The organism is Alteromonas sp. ABH4_456 (genome assembly GCF_056160645.1).
The window spans coordinates 78,259-92,092 of record NZ_JBSWXO010000010.1 but is presented as its reverse complement, the minus strand read 5'-3'; the positions used below and the strand labels follow the sequence as shown (position 1 = coordinate 92,092).

Below are 13,834 nucleotides of genomic sequence, written 5' to 3'. Positions count from 1 at the left end.
ATTGAAGGCCAGTATACGGGAATCAATTACTTCACCCAAGCCCGTGCTGCGATGAGACCGCCAATAAATCCGAATAAATGATACTCGAAAGAAATAAATGCCTTTGTTGGCAGAATGCCAAACAACATACCGCCATACATAATGGCAACCAGCACAGAAATCACCAGGTAAGGGACTTTTCTGCTCATGAAGCCTGCCAGCAATAAAAAGCCAAAGTAACCATATACCATGCCACTGGCACCGATATGGATTGCTGAGCGGCCGAATATCCATACGCCGAGACCGCCGGTGAGAAGAATGGTCAGGGTAGTCAGCCAGAATGTGCGGTTTCCCCACTGCATTGTTAACCACATAAACAGCATCAGGGGCACAAGATTCGTGATCAGATGGCTGGCAGATCCGTGTAAAAACGGCGCAGTAAAAATATAGGGCAGGTAAGGCAGTGCTCTGGGAATAATACCAAATTGATTCAGGCTGTTTCCGGTGAGGAGGTTCAGTGCTTCAATGATAATGAGTACGCCGGCAATAATGGCAAGAAAGCGAAGCTGCTTTTTAAGTTGTGGCATAGGTTTACGCAATAATGTGTGGCAGATAACGGGATAAATCCTGAGTGATCTCACTGCTGTCTTCCCGTACAGACAAACCGGCAGGCATATCGTCTACCAGCCAGCTACCGATCAGTGTGTAATTTTCAGCAAACCGGGGCAGGGCAGTAAACGCCTGGATCACAACGCCTTCCTCTCCATACGGACCGTCGGAGAGTTTGGTTTGCTTACCATTTTCAATCAGGCTGATATTTGCCCCTTCTCTTGAGAACAGCGGTTTTTGAATCCATTTGCCGGTTTCTAGGCCCGGCGCATTTTCGGGGAAGTAGGCAGGCAACAGATTGGGATGGCCAGGAAACATTTCCCATAAAAGGGGTAACAGAGCCTTATTGGACAAAATGGCTTTCCATGGCGGTTCTATCCAGTTTGTACCGGCACCTGACAAGGCATCACCGAAACTTTCCCTCAGCATGAATTCCCAGGGATAGAGCTTGAAGCATTCAGTGACGGGATTATCTTTTAAATCCGTAAACGCGCCGGTATCTGCAAGGCCTATGTCTTCAATGTATAGAAACTCTGATTGCAGACCTGCTGCCTGAGCACAATCCTGCAAATATTGTACGGTACCTCTGTCTTCATCGGTGTCCCGGCAACAGGCGAAATGCATGTGACGGATGCGGTAGTAAGCTGCGATTTCTTCAAACCGGTGAACTAACTTTTCCTGTAAGGAATTAAACTGATCGGCGTGTCGGGGTAAATTTCCCCGGTCTACCTGCTGTTCAAGCCATAACCATTGCCAGAAGCCGGATTCATACAAGGACGTGGGCGTGTCTGCATTGTTTTCCAGCAGCTTAGCCGGACTTTTACCGTCATAGACTAAATCCAGCCGGGAATAGAGTGAGGGGGCGTTGTCCTGCCAGGACCGGAGAATGAATTCACGGTGAAGGGCGGGGATTTGAAAGCGGTCCAGCCACTCTTCGTCACGGATGACCTTATCTACTGCTGCCAGACACATCTGATGCAATTCAGCGGTAGGGTCTTCTATATCCTGCTCAATTTGTTTCAGTGAAAACTGATAATAAGCAGATTCATCCCAATACGGCTCGCCGTACATGGTGTGGAAATGAAAGCCGTACTCAGCGGCCTGCTGTTTCCAGTCAGGCCGCTCTCTGAGCGGAATACGAAGCACGGGATCAGCTGCCCCAGCTTCCGGAACGGCTGCTGCTACCCCAGCTTGATTTGGCTCTCACAGAGCTGCCGAAACCACCGCGGCTGACAGTACGGGTAACGGTGGGCTTGGGTTTATAAACAGACGGACTGACTTTGTAATTACGCTTGCGGATGTCACCGTCAAACACATAGCCATCTGCAGTCACCCATTTTGAGCGGAACGGCGAATACGGGGAATAAGAGGTATAAATGGGTTGTGAATAGTAAGGGCGGGGGGAGAGCAACTGGCTGACCATAAACCCTGCCATGAACGGCATGAAGAAACTGCCACCTGAATTATTAACTTCACGGCACTGATTCGGACCGAATTCATACTCGCAGTCATATTCAGAATTAAAACGGGGACTGGTACGGGACGCTTCATCGAGGGCAGTCTGGTAAGCTGCATCACAGCGTTCTGCCGCGTCAGGATAATCCGTTTTACAATCTTCCAGCGAGGTATAAATCTGTGCATCCTGACGGTCGTCTGCACAACCGGTTGCCATTATACCGGCAATCCCTACGGCCAGAGGCTTTAGTGCAAACCCTTTGCGCATTTTGCGCAAATCTATGTAACGACTTCTTTTCCGGGTCATATCTGTCTCCGAATCAGTATGTCATACAAGCAGCGTTCAGCAGACCCACTGCCACTGACATGGCAGCAAGCATGATCCCTGCGGAAACTTCATTGTTGTTAATGCGTTCTGCGATTTTCGGCATAAAGGTAAAGCGCAGCAGTGCAAATGCAAATGACTGGGCGACGATGGCAATCACGCCCCACAGCGCGAAATCCACAATGGATACAGCATTAGAAGCTGCACCTGAAAGGGCGATAGCGAAGCCAATCAACGCGCCGCCAAAACCGGTGGCCGCAGCTACATTCTGTTCCTCTTTGACCAGTTTCCATTCGTCATGCGGGGTGACCATGGCGTATACGATTTTAAATACAAACAAAAAGGCGACAGCGATAGCAAAGTATAAGGCGAAATTATCCAGCCCTGCTAATGATTGAATGATAGTGTCCATTAGGTATGTATCCTTTTATTAACCGTTAATAGTAATGTCGGCGGGCTCAATATCGAACCCTGTGCTTATCACCAGACAGCGGTCTGCATTGTGACCTACAATTTTTTCTTCACCGGCTACCAGCAGCGACTCTGTGCGTCCGTTATCAAGGGGACGTTCATAAAGCATCATAAACTGGTCAGTTGTACTGACATCACCATCTTCTTCATAGGTGGTTTCAGTAACAGCAACCGGCGGTGATATTTCACCGACAGCGTCCCATACACGGTGATAATCGTGTCCGTTAAGCGTGTAAACGGGCCTTGAAATCACAGAACTTAATGCTTCTTTCCACTGGGCTTCATTGCCGATGGTTTTAGTTTCGTAAAAGTACCACAGCTTAACGTCGGTAATATGGTTTTCTGTGAGACCACCATCTGTGACAACTTGCAGGAAGCCGTCATCGTCAGTGTAATAACGCAGCAAAGTTCCACCACTGTCCAGCGGGGCTTCTCCCACCGCCTGAATCAGTTGGGAACGGGCCGCGCCTTCGATGGTAAGTTGCGGTTCCAGCAGCTTAAGTTTCAGATCATCCAGTTCAAATGAACCGCCCAGATATAATCCCATGATTTCAGGAGATTTGGGTTTTGCTTTTTCTGTGTCTTTCTTACTTCTGCCAAACAATTTGCCAAACATTGATTACGCTCCTAATGTTTGCCAGTTAATATCGTTCAACCGGCTGCCGGCGATGTAAAACACTTTGTCACCGCCACAAATGGTATGTGAGAAATCAGGGTTGAGAACCATATTTTTATACACGCCGCCGGGGGCGTAGCCAATAAGAATGGCGTTATATTCACGTTTAAAATTATTAAACACATGCTCTACGGCAAGAGACTGGATATCCGCCGGCACCTGGGCTGAAAATTGTGCCTGACCGTCGTCAACGCTGATTAAATCGTGATGCAGCATACTGGAACCGGGATCAAAAGCTGCTTTCGCCAGCATTTCAACGGCCACTGACGGTGTACACTCAACTTTTGGACAATGCATCTGCAGCAGGGGAACCAGCGTATCGTCAGTAAAGTACGCGACTTTGTGGGCATCCGGATTGCGGTTAGTGCAATAAAGGGCTGTGGTTAACGTCACGTCATCCTGCGGATTGTCCATGAGAATGGTTCTTGCGGTGGCGACGCAGGCCTTGTCCATATCTTCATCGCGGTTAAATGAATCAACTTTCACAAATTCAATTTTGTCCGGCATGGGGTTGTGAATATCTGCTTTTACACACAGCACGATTTCCGGCTTATCCGGCAGGGCTTCCCGCTCTTTAAGCAGTAAATCCAGCAACAGCAGAGTTTTGTTTTCATTCCAGCCGATAACCAGAATGTGATTTTCAACATGTAATGGTTTCATTCCTAACAGTCCTCTTTGCCAGTGATGGCTCACCCATGCCGCAATGCGGCCCACTACCATCGCGAAAATACTCAATCCCACCGGAATTACATACAGCGATACGATAATTTTACCTGCCGGTGTGACCGGTGACAGATCGCCATAACCGACAGTTGAGGCGGTAACAGCCATCCAGTAAAAAAAGTCTGCATGGCTGGTCAGCGCTTCTTCTCCCGCAGCAGACAGCATCAACCATGCGAGTAAGCCGTAGATAAAAGTGATGGTGACAATGGTGTACCAGCGGGATTCGGAAAAATACCGCAGCATGAGTTTACGAATGTGGGTCCATGAAGCCATGGTGTATGGATGCGTCCCTGATGATTATTTCTGAGCTAAGCAGTATGACGTAAAAGCAATTTCCGGTGCAAGTCACAAAAAGTAAGGGGGCGTGTCAGCCCCCTTAGCATTAATTACTTACCCAGAATCCGGCTCAGTTCATCATCTGCAGATGATTTTCCGCCTTTGATACCTGCCTCAGACAGGCGTTTTTCCAGATCGCTGCTGGACTCTTCAGCCGCCAGCTCTTCGGCAGCCTGCAACTCAGCGGTGCGAAGTTTTTGCTTTTCCTGAATCCGCGATAAAGATTCGGTCGCAGTCTTCATTTTACTGTTCGCACCCATATGGCGTGAAGATACAGCTACCTGTGCTTTTTGCACACTTTCAGTCGCCTTTACCATATCTACCTGCTGTTCCAGGCGGCGCAGGTTTGCTTTGGCCTGCTGAATATTTTGAGCCAGTTGCTTCTCGGATTGTTTGAACTGGTCAAGGTATTGCTGTTCCTGTTCCTGCTCAGCTTTCAAATCAGACACTTTTTGTGCACAATCCAGTGCCAGTTGACGGTCTGTATCAACCGCCTTGCGGGCATGGGCTTCGTATTCAGCGATAGAAGCACTGAAGCTGTCTACCTTCTGTTGCGATAATTTGCATTTCGCGAGGATTTGCGTGCGGGCATGATCAGATTTACGTAACTCTTCTTTTGCTTCACGGATCTCCTGCTCAAGAATTCTGATTGCCTGACTGTCGGCTACGGCTTGCGCAGCTTCAGTGGCACCACCTTTCACAGCTGTTACTAATTTTTTCCAAACAGACATTCGCTTCTCCTGTCAGGTTATTTTAAATGCGTTTCGTAGGCATCTAAGAAAGACGCTACGTTTTGAAACAAGGTTTCAACTTCGATCACGATACTTTCAGGCTTTGACTGGGCACTCAGTGCGCCAAAAGCTGTGTAGTATTCATCACCACCAATGGTGGAAATACCTACTGTCGTCAGCGGAAATACCATGTGCGTTGACAGAATCTCGTGATCCAAAGCCGGCTTGTCTTTTACATCGGAAGCCGGGAATAACAGACTTTCCACCAGGATCTGCTCGCCACTCAATGCCAGCCAGGCATCAATGCCATCCTGATTAGCAATAAGAAGACAGCCTTCTTCACGGGTGATGACAAAGTCGTCGTGTTCTTGCAAGAGGGATTCAAGCTTTTCCAGATCCCACGTCATAACGTCTCTCCTTTACGATTGAAGCGAAAATGTCGACAACACTGTAAACGACTTTTAAAGTGCACGACAACATTCACGGGGTTCAGTGTAGACAGGTTGGGGCAAAGTAGTCAATAATCAATACCTCTTTTATGTGTAAAAAAGTGTGTTTTTGTAAAGTATAACTCACAAATGGTGGTTTTCTGATGGCGAAAAATAATTGGCGGCAAGCAGTGGCAAGGCTCGTAAAGTCAGAAATGTCGGTGAGAGGTGTTAAATATCAGGCACTTAGTGACCGGTTAGCCGAAATTGGGGTGGAGCAGAGTGCAGATAACCTGCGAAACAAAGTGAATAAAGGTATTATGGGGGCTGATTTGTTTTTGCAGATCATGATGGTGTTAAATGCCCGGCCACTTGCTATGCAGGCCGTCGGTGACATTCTTAACGATATGGATGATGACTGAGACGTCCACCAGGGTAATCAGGAATTAAGGTAATCCTGTGAAACAGATAAAAAAAACCCGGTAAAGCTACCGGGTCAGAATAGGATCTGTTTGGGAGAACATCATCACTATCTGTACGTATCTTAAGCGTTTAAGTCCGCGCTGTATAATGTTTATGCGTATTTCGGTATATATATAGTTATCTAAAAATATACGTGCGTATATTTACGAGTTTTAATTTACTGATTTTGAAGTGAAAAATGAAGTTATCTGATTTTAGTTTCGAGCTGCCAGAGCATTTAATTGCCAAATATCCTACAGAAAAACGTCGTGCCAGCCGTCTTCTGTGCCTGGATGGAAATACCGGTTCAGTTAAACATCAGCAGTTCGCTGAGATGCTGTCTCTGGTAGATGAAGGTGACTTGCTGGTATTCAACAATACCCGGGTAATTCCCGCGCGGCTGAGAGGTAGAAAAGCCTCCGGCGGCCAGGTGGAAGTGCTGGTAGAGCGGATCTTAGATAATAATCAGGTACTGGCCCACGTGCGTGCCAGTAAGGCGCCCAAACCCGGTACTCAATTGTTGCTGGAAGAAAAGGTGCACGTCACCGTGACGGGCAGGGAAGGCGCGCTATTTCTCATTCATTTTGATGATGCGGCTTCAGTACTTTCTCAACTTGAGCAATATGGCCATATGCCGCTGCCTCCTTACATTGACCGTGCTGATGAAAGCAGTGATAAAGAGCGTTACCAGACTGTTTATAATCAGAAGCCGGGCGCAGTGGCTGCACCGACAGCCGGATTACATTTTGACGACGACATGCTGACCGCCCTGCGGGCTAAAGGTGTGAATCTGGCGTTCGTCACCTTGCACGTCGGGGCCGGCACATTTCAGCCGGTACGTGTTGATAATATTCAGGAACACGTTATGCACTCGGAGTATGCCGAAGTGCCGCAGAATGTGACAGATGCCGTAGTGGCCACCAAAGCTGCAGGTAAACGGGTTATTGCCGTGGGTACTACTTCGGTACGTTCGCTGGAGTCGGCTGCAAAAGCCGCCGGTGATGATCTGATCCGGCCTTTCTTTGATGATACTGATATTTTCATCTATCCGGGTTTCAATTTTAAAGTCGTGGATGCCATGTTTACGAACTTTCACTTGCCGGAGTCCACACTGATGATGTTGATCAGTGCATTTGCCGGCAGAGAACATGTCATGAAAGCCTATCAGGATGCCATTGCAAATGAATACCGTTTCTTCAGTTACGGCGACAGCATGTTCATTGAAAAAGCGCAAAGCCAGCCGGCATAAACAGCAGGGTTGCGTTTAATTTCAGGGTTACCGCGCTGCAGAGCATGATCTGTACGCTGAAACTGGTATAATCGCCGCCAAATTTTTTATTTACGCCAGCTGCGCATCGCCCGCTGGTGATTTCGGGATACAGTTTTTAATGCAATTTGAACTACTTAAAACCGATGGCAAAGCCAGACGCGGCCGTCTGGTATTCGACAGAGGCGTGGTAGAAACACCGGCTTTTATGCCTGTAGGCACCTATGGCACTGTAAAAGGGATGACCCCTGAAGAGCTGAAGGACAGCGGCGCGCACATTTGCTTGGGCAATACTTTCCACCTGATGTTGCGTCCGGGCACCGGTATCATAAAGCAACATGGTGATCTTCACGATTTTATGCACTGGGATAAGCCAATCCTTACTGACTCCGGTGGTTTCCAGGTGTTCAGTCTTGGCGACCTGCGCAAGATCACCGAAGAAGGCGTGACCTTCCGTTCACCGATCAATGGTGAAAAAATCTTGCTGACACCTGAAAAATCCATGGAAGTGCAGCGGGATCTCGGCTCTGATATCGTCATGATCTTTGATGAATGTACTCCTTATCCGGCAACGGAACAGGAAGCGCGGATCTCTATGGAGCTTTCTTTGCGCTGGGCCAAACGCAGTAAAGAAGCCCACGGCGATAATCCGTCGGCATTGTTTGGTATTGTGCAGGGCGGTATGTATGAAGGTCTTCGTGACGTATCGCTGGCCGGCCTTGAAGAGATTGGCTTTGATGGTTACGCCATTGGCGGTTTGTCTGTGGGTGAGCCCAAAGAGGACATGATCCGCATTATTGAACACACGGCACCTAAAATTCCGCAGGACAAGCCCCGTTATCTGATGGGTGTGGGTAAACCGGAAGATTTAGTGGAATCCGTTCGTCGCGGCATTGATATGTTTGACTGCGTAATGCCAACACGGAACGCCCGCAACGGTCATCTGTTTGTCACTGGAGGTGTGGTAAAAATCCGCAACGCCAAACATCGCAACGATACGTCACCACTGGACGAAAACTGCGATTGTTACACTTGTAAAAACTATTCACGCTCATATCTCCATCATCTGGACAAATGTAATGAGATCCTGGGCGCCCGTCTGAATACGATTCACAATCTGCGGTATTACCAGCGGGTCATGCAAGGTTTGCGTGATGCCATTGACGCAGATGATTTAGACGGATTCGTAAAAGAATTTTACGCACAAAAAGGTTTGCCGGTTCCGGCACTATAACAACATTTAAAAAATGAGGAAATTATGAGCTTGTTTATTTCTAACGCTTACGCGCAATCCGCCGGTGGTCAACCACAGGGTGGCGGTTTCGAAATGCTCATTATGCTGGGTGTATTCGGTCTTATCTTCTACTTCCTGCTTTACCGCCCGCAAGCCAAGCGTGTTAAAGAGCATAAAAATCTGGTCTCTTCACTGGGCAAAGGAGATGAAATTCTCACCCAGGGTGGTTTGGTCGGACGCATCACTAAGGTATCTGAAGAAAAAGACTTTATTGAAATTGCGTTAAACGATGAAACCAATATCGTCATCCAGAAAACCTCTGTTTCTGCAGTGCTGCCAAAAGGCACGATGAAATCGATTTAAGCTATGCTGCCAGAGCCGGGATTTTCCCGGCTCTCTGGTAAAAGGAAGTTCCTGTGTTAAATAAAAACTCGATCTGGAAAGTGCTGGTGGTCATTCTAATTATTGGCCTCTGTGCATTATATGCACTTCCCAACATTTACGGTGAAGATAACGCCGTGCAGATTTCTGCCGGACGCGATGCCAAAGTTGATGAACAACTGGTTACCCGCGTTCAGGACGCACTGAAAGGCAACAATATCAGTGTTAAGAAAACCGAATTCGAAAACGAGCAAATTCTGGTTCGCCTGAATAGCAGTGATGCTCAGCTTCGCGCCCGTGAATTACTGGAAAAAGAACTGGGTACAGATTATTACGTCGCTATGAACCTGGCGCCGGATACGCCGGAGTGGCTGGAAAACCTTGGTGGTTCTCCCATGAAGCTGGGTCTGGATTTGCGTGGCGGTGTTCACTTTCTGATGGAAGTGGATATGAGCGAGGCAATCAAGAAATCTCTGGAAGATGCAGAAAACGGTTTCAGAACCTCTCTGCGTGAAGAAGGGCTGCGTTACCGTACCGTGTCTCAGCATGATGATTATCTGGATATCACGTTCCGTGATCAGGAGACGCTGGAAAAAGCAGAGTTCTTCCTGCGCAACCAGAACCGTGATCTGAGCTTTGAAGAAGTGGAGGGTATGAAATTACGCGCCGCTTTCTCTGAGGCGAAATTATCTGAAATCCGTGACAACGCAGTAAAACAAAACATCACCATCATCCGCAACCGTGTAAACCAGTTAGGTGTTGCTGAGCCTGTTGTACAGAAACAGGGTGCAGACCGTATTGTGGTGCAGTTGCCGGGTATTCAGGATACTGCAAGGGCAAAAGAAATTTTGAATGCCACTGCAACGCTGGAATTCCGCATGGTGGACTTAGACCACGATGTTGCTGATGCTGTTAATGGCCGTGTGCCGGCAGGGTCTCAACTGATTAACGATCAGAGTGGCCGTCCTCAGCTACTGGAAAAACGCATCATGCTTACCGGTAACCACATCACTGACGCAAACAGCGGCGTTGATGAATACGGTATCCCGCAGGTAAACATCTCGCTGGATTCCGAGGGTGGCAACAAGATGTCCCGTTCTACCCGCAGTAATATCGGCAAGCCTATGGCGACGGTTTTCATCGAGTACAAGTCTACCGGTGAACGTAATGACGCCGGTAAACTGATTTTCGAAAAGCATGAAGAAGTGATCAGTATCGCAACGATTCGTGCGCAGTTGGGCAGCAGCTTCCGTATTACCGGTCTGGACTCTCCGAAAGAAGCCCGTGACCTGTCTTTACTGCTGCGTGCCGGTGCACTGATTGCTCCCATTCAAATTGTTGAAGAACGTACCGTTGGCCCGAGCCTGGGCGCAGAAAACATCGCAATGGGTATGCAGGCCATCGTTTGGGGTCTGGCAGCAGTTCTGATTTTCATGATTGTTTACTACAAAGCGTTCGGCCTGATTGCCAATGTGGCTCTGGTGAGCAACCTGGTGATCATCATCGGTGTGATGTCTATGATCCCCGGCGCGACCCTGACCTTACCGGGCATGGCGGGTATTGTATTGACCGTTGGTATGGCGGTAGACGCCAACGTACTGATTTTCGAGCGTATTCGTGAAGAACTGCGTGACGGACGCAGTCCTCAGCAAGCCATTCACATGGGCTATGACAGCGCGTTTTCTACCATCCTCGATGCAAACGTGACTACCTTTATTGCCGGTATGATCCTGTTTGCTGTGGGTACAGGTCCGATTAAAGGCTTCTCCATCACGCTGATGATTGGTATTGCGACGTCCATGTTCACCGCGATTCTGGTAACCCGTGTGATCACCAATGCAATCTGGGGCGGCCGCCGCGTCACTTCGCTGCCGATATAAGGAACCGTTACTATGCAATTTTTATCTTTGAACCATACGGTTAACTTTATGCGGTTGCGTGTGGCAACCATGATCCTGTCAACTGTGCTTATCCTCGGCTCACTGGTGTCGCTGGGCATGAATAGTCTGAACTGGGGTCTGGACTTCACAGGCGGAACACTCATTGAAGTGGGTTATGAAGAATCCGCTGATCTTGAGAAGATCCGTTCTGAGCTGGCCGGAGCAGATTTTGCTGATGCCGTTGTACAAAACTTCGGTAGCAGTCAGGATGTGCTTATCCGTATCGCGCCCCGGGATGGTGTAAAAGCCTCTGCCATTGGCGACCAGGTACTTGCTGCGCTGCGTGCTGACGGTGAAACCGTAGACATGCGTCGTATTGAGTTCGTTGGCCCCCAGGTGGGTGATGAACTGACAGAGCAGGGCGGTCTCGCCATGCTGGTGGCACTGCTGTGTATTCTTGTGTACGTTGCTATGCGGTTCGAATGGCGCTTTGCGCTGGGTTCTGTGGCTGCGCTGGTACACGACGTTATTCTTACCCTGGGTTTGTTTTCTGTATTGCAAATCGAATTTGATTTGACTGTACTGGCCGCCGTGCTGGCGGTTATCGGTTACTCGCTGAACGATACCATCGTTGTGTGCGACCGTATCCGTGAAAACTTCCGCAAGATTCGTAAGGGTGAGCCTACAGAGATTGTAAATATCTCTCTGTCGCAAACCTTGAATCGTACCATCATTACTTCACTGACCACGGTGCTGGTACTGGTTGCGCTTTTCTATAAAGGCGGTGCGCTTATTCACGGTTTCGCAACAGCGCTGCTGTTTGGTGTTGCGGTAGGTACGTACTCTTCAATCTACATTGCCAGCTCTGTTGCGCTGGCACTGGGGATCAGTAAAGAAGATCTGATGCCTCCGCAGGTAGAGAAAGAAGGTGCCGATATGGACCCGCTTCCGTAAACAAATACGGGAGTACGATATTGAAGAAGGTCGCTTTGTAAGCGGCCTTTTTTATGACCTGTTTGCCGGTATTTAATGACGGTTTATATGGTGGAATTTGAACAGCCGTTATAAGTTACAGAATCTTTTCAGGGCAGCAATAACAAAAAAGGCCAGCGGGTTTGCGCTGGCCTTTGAAAGCATTTTAACTTCCGTGGAAGTGTGCTTCCTGATTCAGGTGCTGCTTATTTCAGATGCTTTACGAGGCCCTGAACCACTTTCGGGCTGCCGGCTACGATTTCACCCTTATAAAGCGGGTCGTTGTTACCTTTAAAATCAGTTACCAGGCCGCCTGCTTCACGCACCAGCAGTTCACCTGCTGCAATGTCCCATGCTTTAATGCCACGTTCCCAGTAACCGTCGACACGGCCGGCTGCAACGTAAGCCAGATCCAGCGCTGCACTGCCAGCGCGGCGGATATCGCCACATTCGTGGAAGATTTTGTTCAGGCCGAGGGCATACTCACCAAATTGTGCTTTGTTTTTAAACGGCAGGGCTGTAGCCAGTACAGTTTCAGTGAGATCGCGGGGTTTGGTTACACGGATACGGTAGCCGTTCAACTGGGCACCCTGACCACGGCTGGCGGTGAAAATTTCACTGCGGATTGGATCAAAAACAACAGCCTGGTCAAGACGACCTTTGTGCAGAAGAGCTATGGAAACACAGAAATGGGGGATACCTTTTACAAAGTTGGTGGTTCCGTCCAATGGATCAATAACCCACTGAAAATCTGAATCCTTACCGTGGGTTTCGCCACTTTCTTCACCCAGAAAGCTGTGGTCCGGGTAAGACTGCTGAATTTTGTTAATAATCGCCTTTTCGGCTTCTTTGTCGATTTGCGTTACGTAGTCATTGGCGCCTTTCACTTCTTTCGTCAGGTCAGCACGATTCTCAAAACCGCGCACAATGATTGTTCCGGCAACACGCGCAGCGCGCACCGCAATATTCAGCATAGGATGCATAAGTAAACCACCAATTGTAAAAGATCATAGTAAACGTTGTACGGAAATTGACCATACACGTTGAAAGCGCGCGAAGTTTAACAGAGCCGCTAAAATATGCAATGGCCGGCGGCGAAAAAACGGCCTCTGCAGGGCGGGGTAAATAGCCATCCAGAAAGCTATTGTGCTATTATCCGCCACCCGCAAAACAGGTGAAGGTAACACGCATGCTCGACAACATCCGGATAGTACTGGTTAATACATCCCACACAGGCAATATTGGTTCAACCGCAAGGGCGATGAAAACCATGGGCCTGAGTAACCTGTATCTGGTTGATCCTGTGAGTGCGCCGGATGGCCACGCCAGTGCGTTAGCTGCCGGCGCCGGTGATGTGCTGGCAAAAGCGAAAACTGTTGCCACGCTTCAGGAAGCGGTTGCTGACTGCGGACTGGTCGTCGGGACTTCTGCACGTTCAAGAACTCACTCCTGGCCAATGCTGGAACCCCGCAGCTGCGGTCGTAAACTGATTGAAGAAGTACCGGATTATCCGGTGGCACTGGTATTTGGCCGTGAAAATAACGGTCTGACGAATGAAGAGCTGCAGCAATGCCATTTCCATGTGTGCATTCCCGCCAATCCGGAATACAGCTCACTGAATCTTGCCGCCGCAGTACAGACATTATGCTATGAAGTGCGCATGGCGTGGCTGGAGAAAGATGCGTTCCCGCCCACTGAAAATGACTACCCATTAAACGAAGATCTGGAACGTTTTTACCAGCACCTCGAACAAACCCTTACCTGTACAAACTTTATTGTTAAGAACCATCCGGGCATGGTGATGACCAAATTACGCCGTCTGTTCAACCGTGCCCGTCCGGAAAGTCAGGAACTGAACATTCTGCGCGGCATTTTGTCGTCCATCGACAAAGCCGTAAAGTGAGG

16 protein-coding genes are annotated in these 13,834 nt (G+C 48.7%); 7 read left to right on the top strand and 9 right to left on the bottom strand.

Features of this window, described 5'->3' with window-relative positions; all coding sequences use genetic code 11:
- Window positions 1-26: 26 nt before the first annotated feature.
- From ACXAG2_RS15470 to ACXAG2_RS15435, 8 genes are all read right to left on the bottom strand, one after another.
- Window positions 27-566 (bottom strand): rhomboid family intramembrane serine protease, encoded by a 540-nt coding sequence (locus ACXAG2_RS15470; protein WP_474868370.1) that lies wholly within the window; start codon window positions 564-566, stop codon window positions 27-29.
- Between the two features lie 4 nt (window positions 567-570).
- A complete protein-coding gene (locus tag ACXAG2_RS15465; protein WP_474868368.1) occupies window positions 571-1,734 on the bottom strand; it encodes a glutathionylspermidine synthase family protein in 1,164 nt (387 codons plus the stop codon).
- Window positions 1,735-1,738: 4 nt separating this feature from the next.
- Window positions 1,739-2,350 (bottom strand): DUF1190 family protein, encoded by a 612-nt coding sequence (locus ACXAG2_RS15460; RefSeq protein WP_474842647.1) that lies wholly within the window; start codon window positions 2,348-2,350, stop codon window positions 1,739-1,741.
- 13 nt (window positions 2,351-2,363) lie between these two features.
- Entirely contained in the window at window positions 2,364-2,780 is a 417-nt protein-coding gene (locus ACXAG2_RS15455) for a DUF350 domain-containing protein (protein WP_474868365.1), read from the bottom strand.
- A gap of 18 nt (window positions 2,781-2,798) precedes the next feature.
- A complete protein-coding gene (locus tag ACXAG2_RS15450) occupies window positions 2,799-3,455 on the bottom strand; it encodes a YjfK family protein (protein WP_474868363.1) in 657 nt (218 codons plus the stop codon).
- 3 nt (window positions 3,456-3,458) lie between these two features.
- Window positions 3,459-4,511 (bottom strand): potassium channel family protein, encoded by a 1,053-nt coding sequence (locus ACXAG2_RS15445; RefSeq protein ID WP_474842642.1) that lies wholly within the window; start codon window positions 4,509-4,511, stop codon window positions 3,459-3,461.
- 113 nt (window positions 4,512-4,624) lie between these two features.
- Window positions 4,625-5,305 carry a PspA/IM30 family protein gene (locus ACXAG2_RS15440; protein WP_474868361.1) on the bottom strand — a complete coding sequence of 227 codons (681 nt, stop codon included), beginning with the start codon at window positions 5,303-5,305 and terminating at the stop codon, window positions 4,625-4,627.
- 17 nt (window positions 5,306-5,322) lie between these two features.
- Window positions 5,323-5,712, bottom strand: a complete 390-nt coding sequence (locus ACXAG2_RS15435) for a DUF2170 family protein (RefSeq protein ID WP_119502032.1) — start codon at window positions 5,710-5,712, stop codon at window positions 5,323-5,325.
- Window positions 5,713-5,897: 185 nt separating this feature from the next.
- On the opposite strand from ACXAG2_RS15435, the gene ACXAG2_RS15430 reads away from it, so the two are divergent.
- The 6 genes from ACXAG2_RS15430 to secF all read left to right on the top strand — a co-directional run bounded on the left by ACXAG2_RS15430 (window position 5,898) and on the right by secF (window position 11,911).
- Window positions 5,898-6,155 carry a DUF6471 domain-containing protein gene (locus ACXAG2_RS15430; protein ID WP_119502031.1) on the top strand — a complete coding sequence of 86 codons (258 nt, stop codon included), beginning with the start codon at window positions 5,898-5,900 and terminating at the stop codon, window positions 6,153-6,155.
- A gap of 239 nt (window positions 6,156-6,394) precedes the next feature.
- The gene (gene queA, locus ACXAG2_RS15425; protein WP_474842637.1) at window positions 6,395-7,444 is read left to right on the top strand and encodes a tRNA preQ1(34) S-adenosylmethionine ribosyltransferase-isomerase QueA; all 1,050 of its coding nucleotides are present in this window, start codon (window positions 6,395-6,397) and stop codon (window positions 7,442-7,444) included.
- 139 nt (window positions 7,445-7,583) lie between these two features.
- On the top strand, window positions 7,584-8,696 hold the full coding sequence (gene tgt, locus ACXAG2_RS15420) for a tRNA guanosine(34) transglycosylase Tgt (RefSeq protein WP_474868358.1): 1,113 nt from the start codon (window positions 7,584-7,586) through the stop codon (window positions 8,694-8,696).
- A gap of 24 nt (window positions 8,697-8,720) precedes the next feature.
- Window positions 8,721-9,059: a preprotein translocase subunit YajC gene (gene yajC, locus ACXAG2_RS15415; protein ID WP_119502028.1), complete on the top strand. Its 339-nt coding sequence runs from the start codon at window positions 8,721-8,723 to the stop codon at window positions 9,057-9,059.
- Window positions 9,060-9,112: 53 nt separating this feature from the next.
- Window positions 9,113-10,957, top strand: a complete 1,845-nt coding sequence (gene secD / locus ACXAG2_RS15410; protein ID WP_474868355.1) for a protein translocase subunit SecD — start codon at window positions 9,113-9,115, stop codon at window positions 10,955-10,957.
- 12 nt (window positions 10,958-10,969) lie between these two features.
- Window positions 10,970-11,911 (top strand): protein translocase subunit SecF, encoded by a 942-nt coding sequence (gene secF, locus ACXAG2_RS15405; RefSeq protein WP_119502026.1) that lies wholly within the window; start codon window positions 10,970-10,972, stop codon window positions 11,909-11,911.
- A 224-nt stretch (window positions 11,912-12,135) separates the two neighbouring features.
- On the opposite strand, the gene suhB is transcribed toward secF, so the two are convergent.
- Window positions 12,136-12,912: an inositol-1-monophosphatase gene (gene suhB, locus ACXAG2_RS15400; protein WP_119502025.1), complete on the bottom strand. Its 777-nt coding sequence runs from the start codon at window positions 12,910-12,912 to the stop codon at window positions 12,136-12,138.
- Window positions 12,913-13,118: 206 nt separating this feature from the next.
- Between suhB and trmJ the strand changes: the two genes are divergently transcribed.
- Window positions 13,119-13,832: a tRNA (cytosine(32)/uridine(32)-2'-O)-methyltransferase TrmJ gene (gene trmJ / locus ACXAG2_RS15395; protein ID WP_474868352.1), complete on the top strand. Its 714-nt coding sequence runs from the start codon at window positions 13,119-13,121 to the stop codon at window positions 13,830-13,832.
- Window positions 13,833-13,834 lie beyond the last annotated feature (2 nt).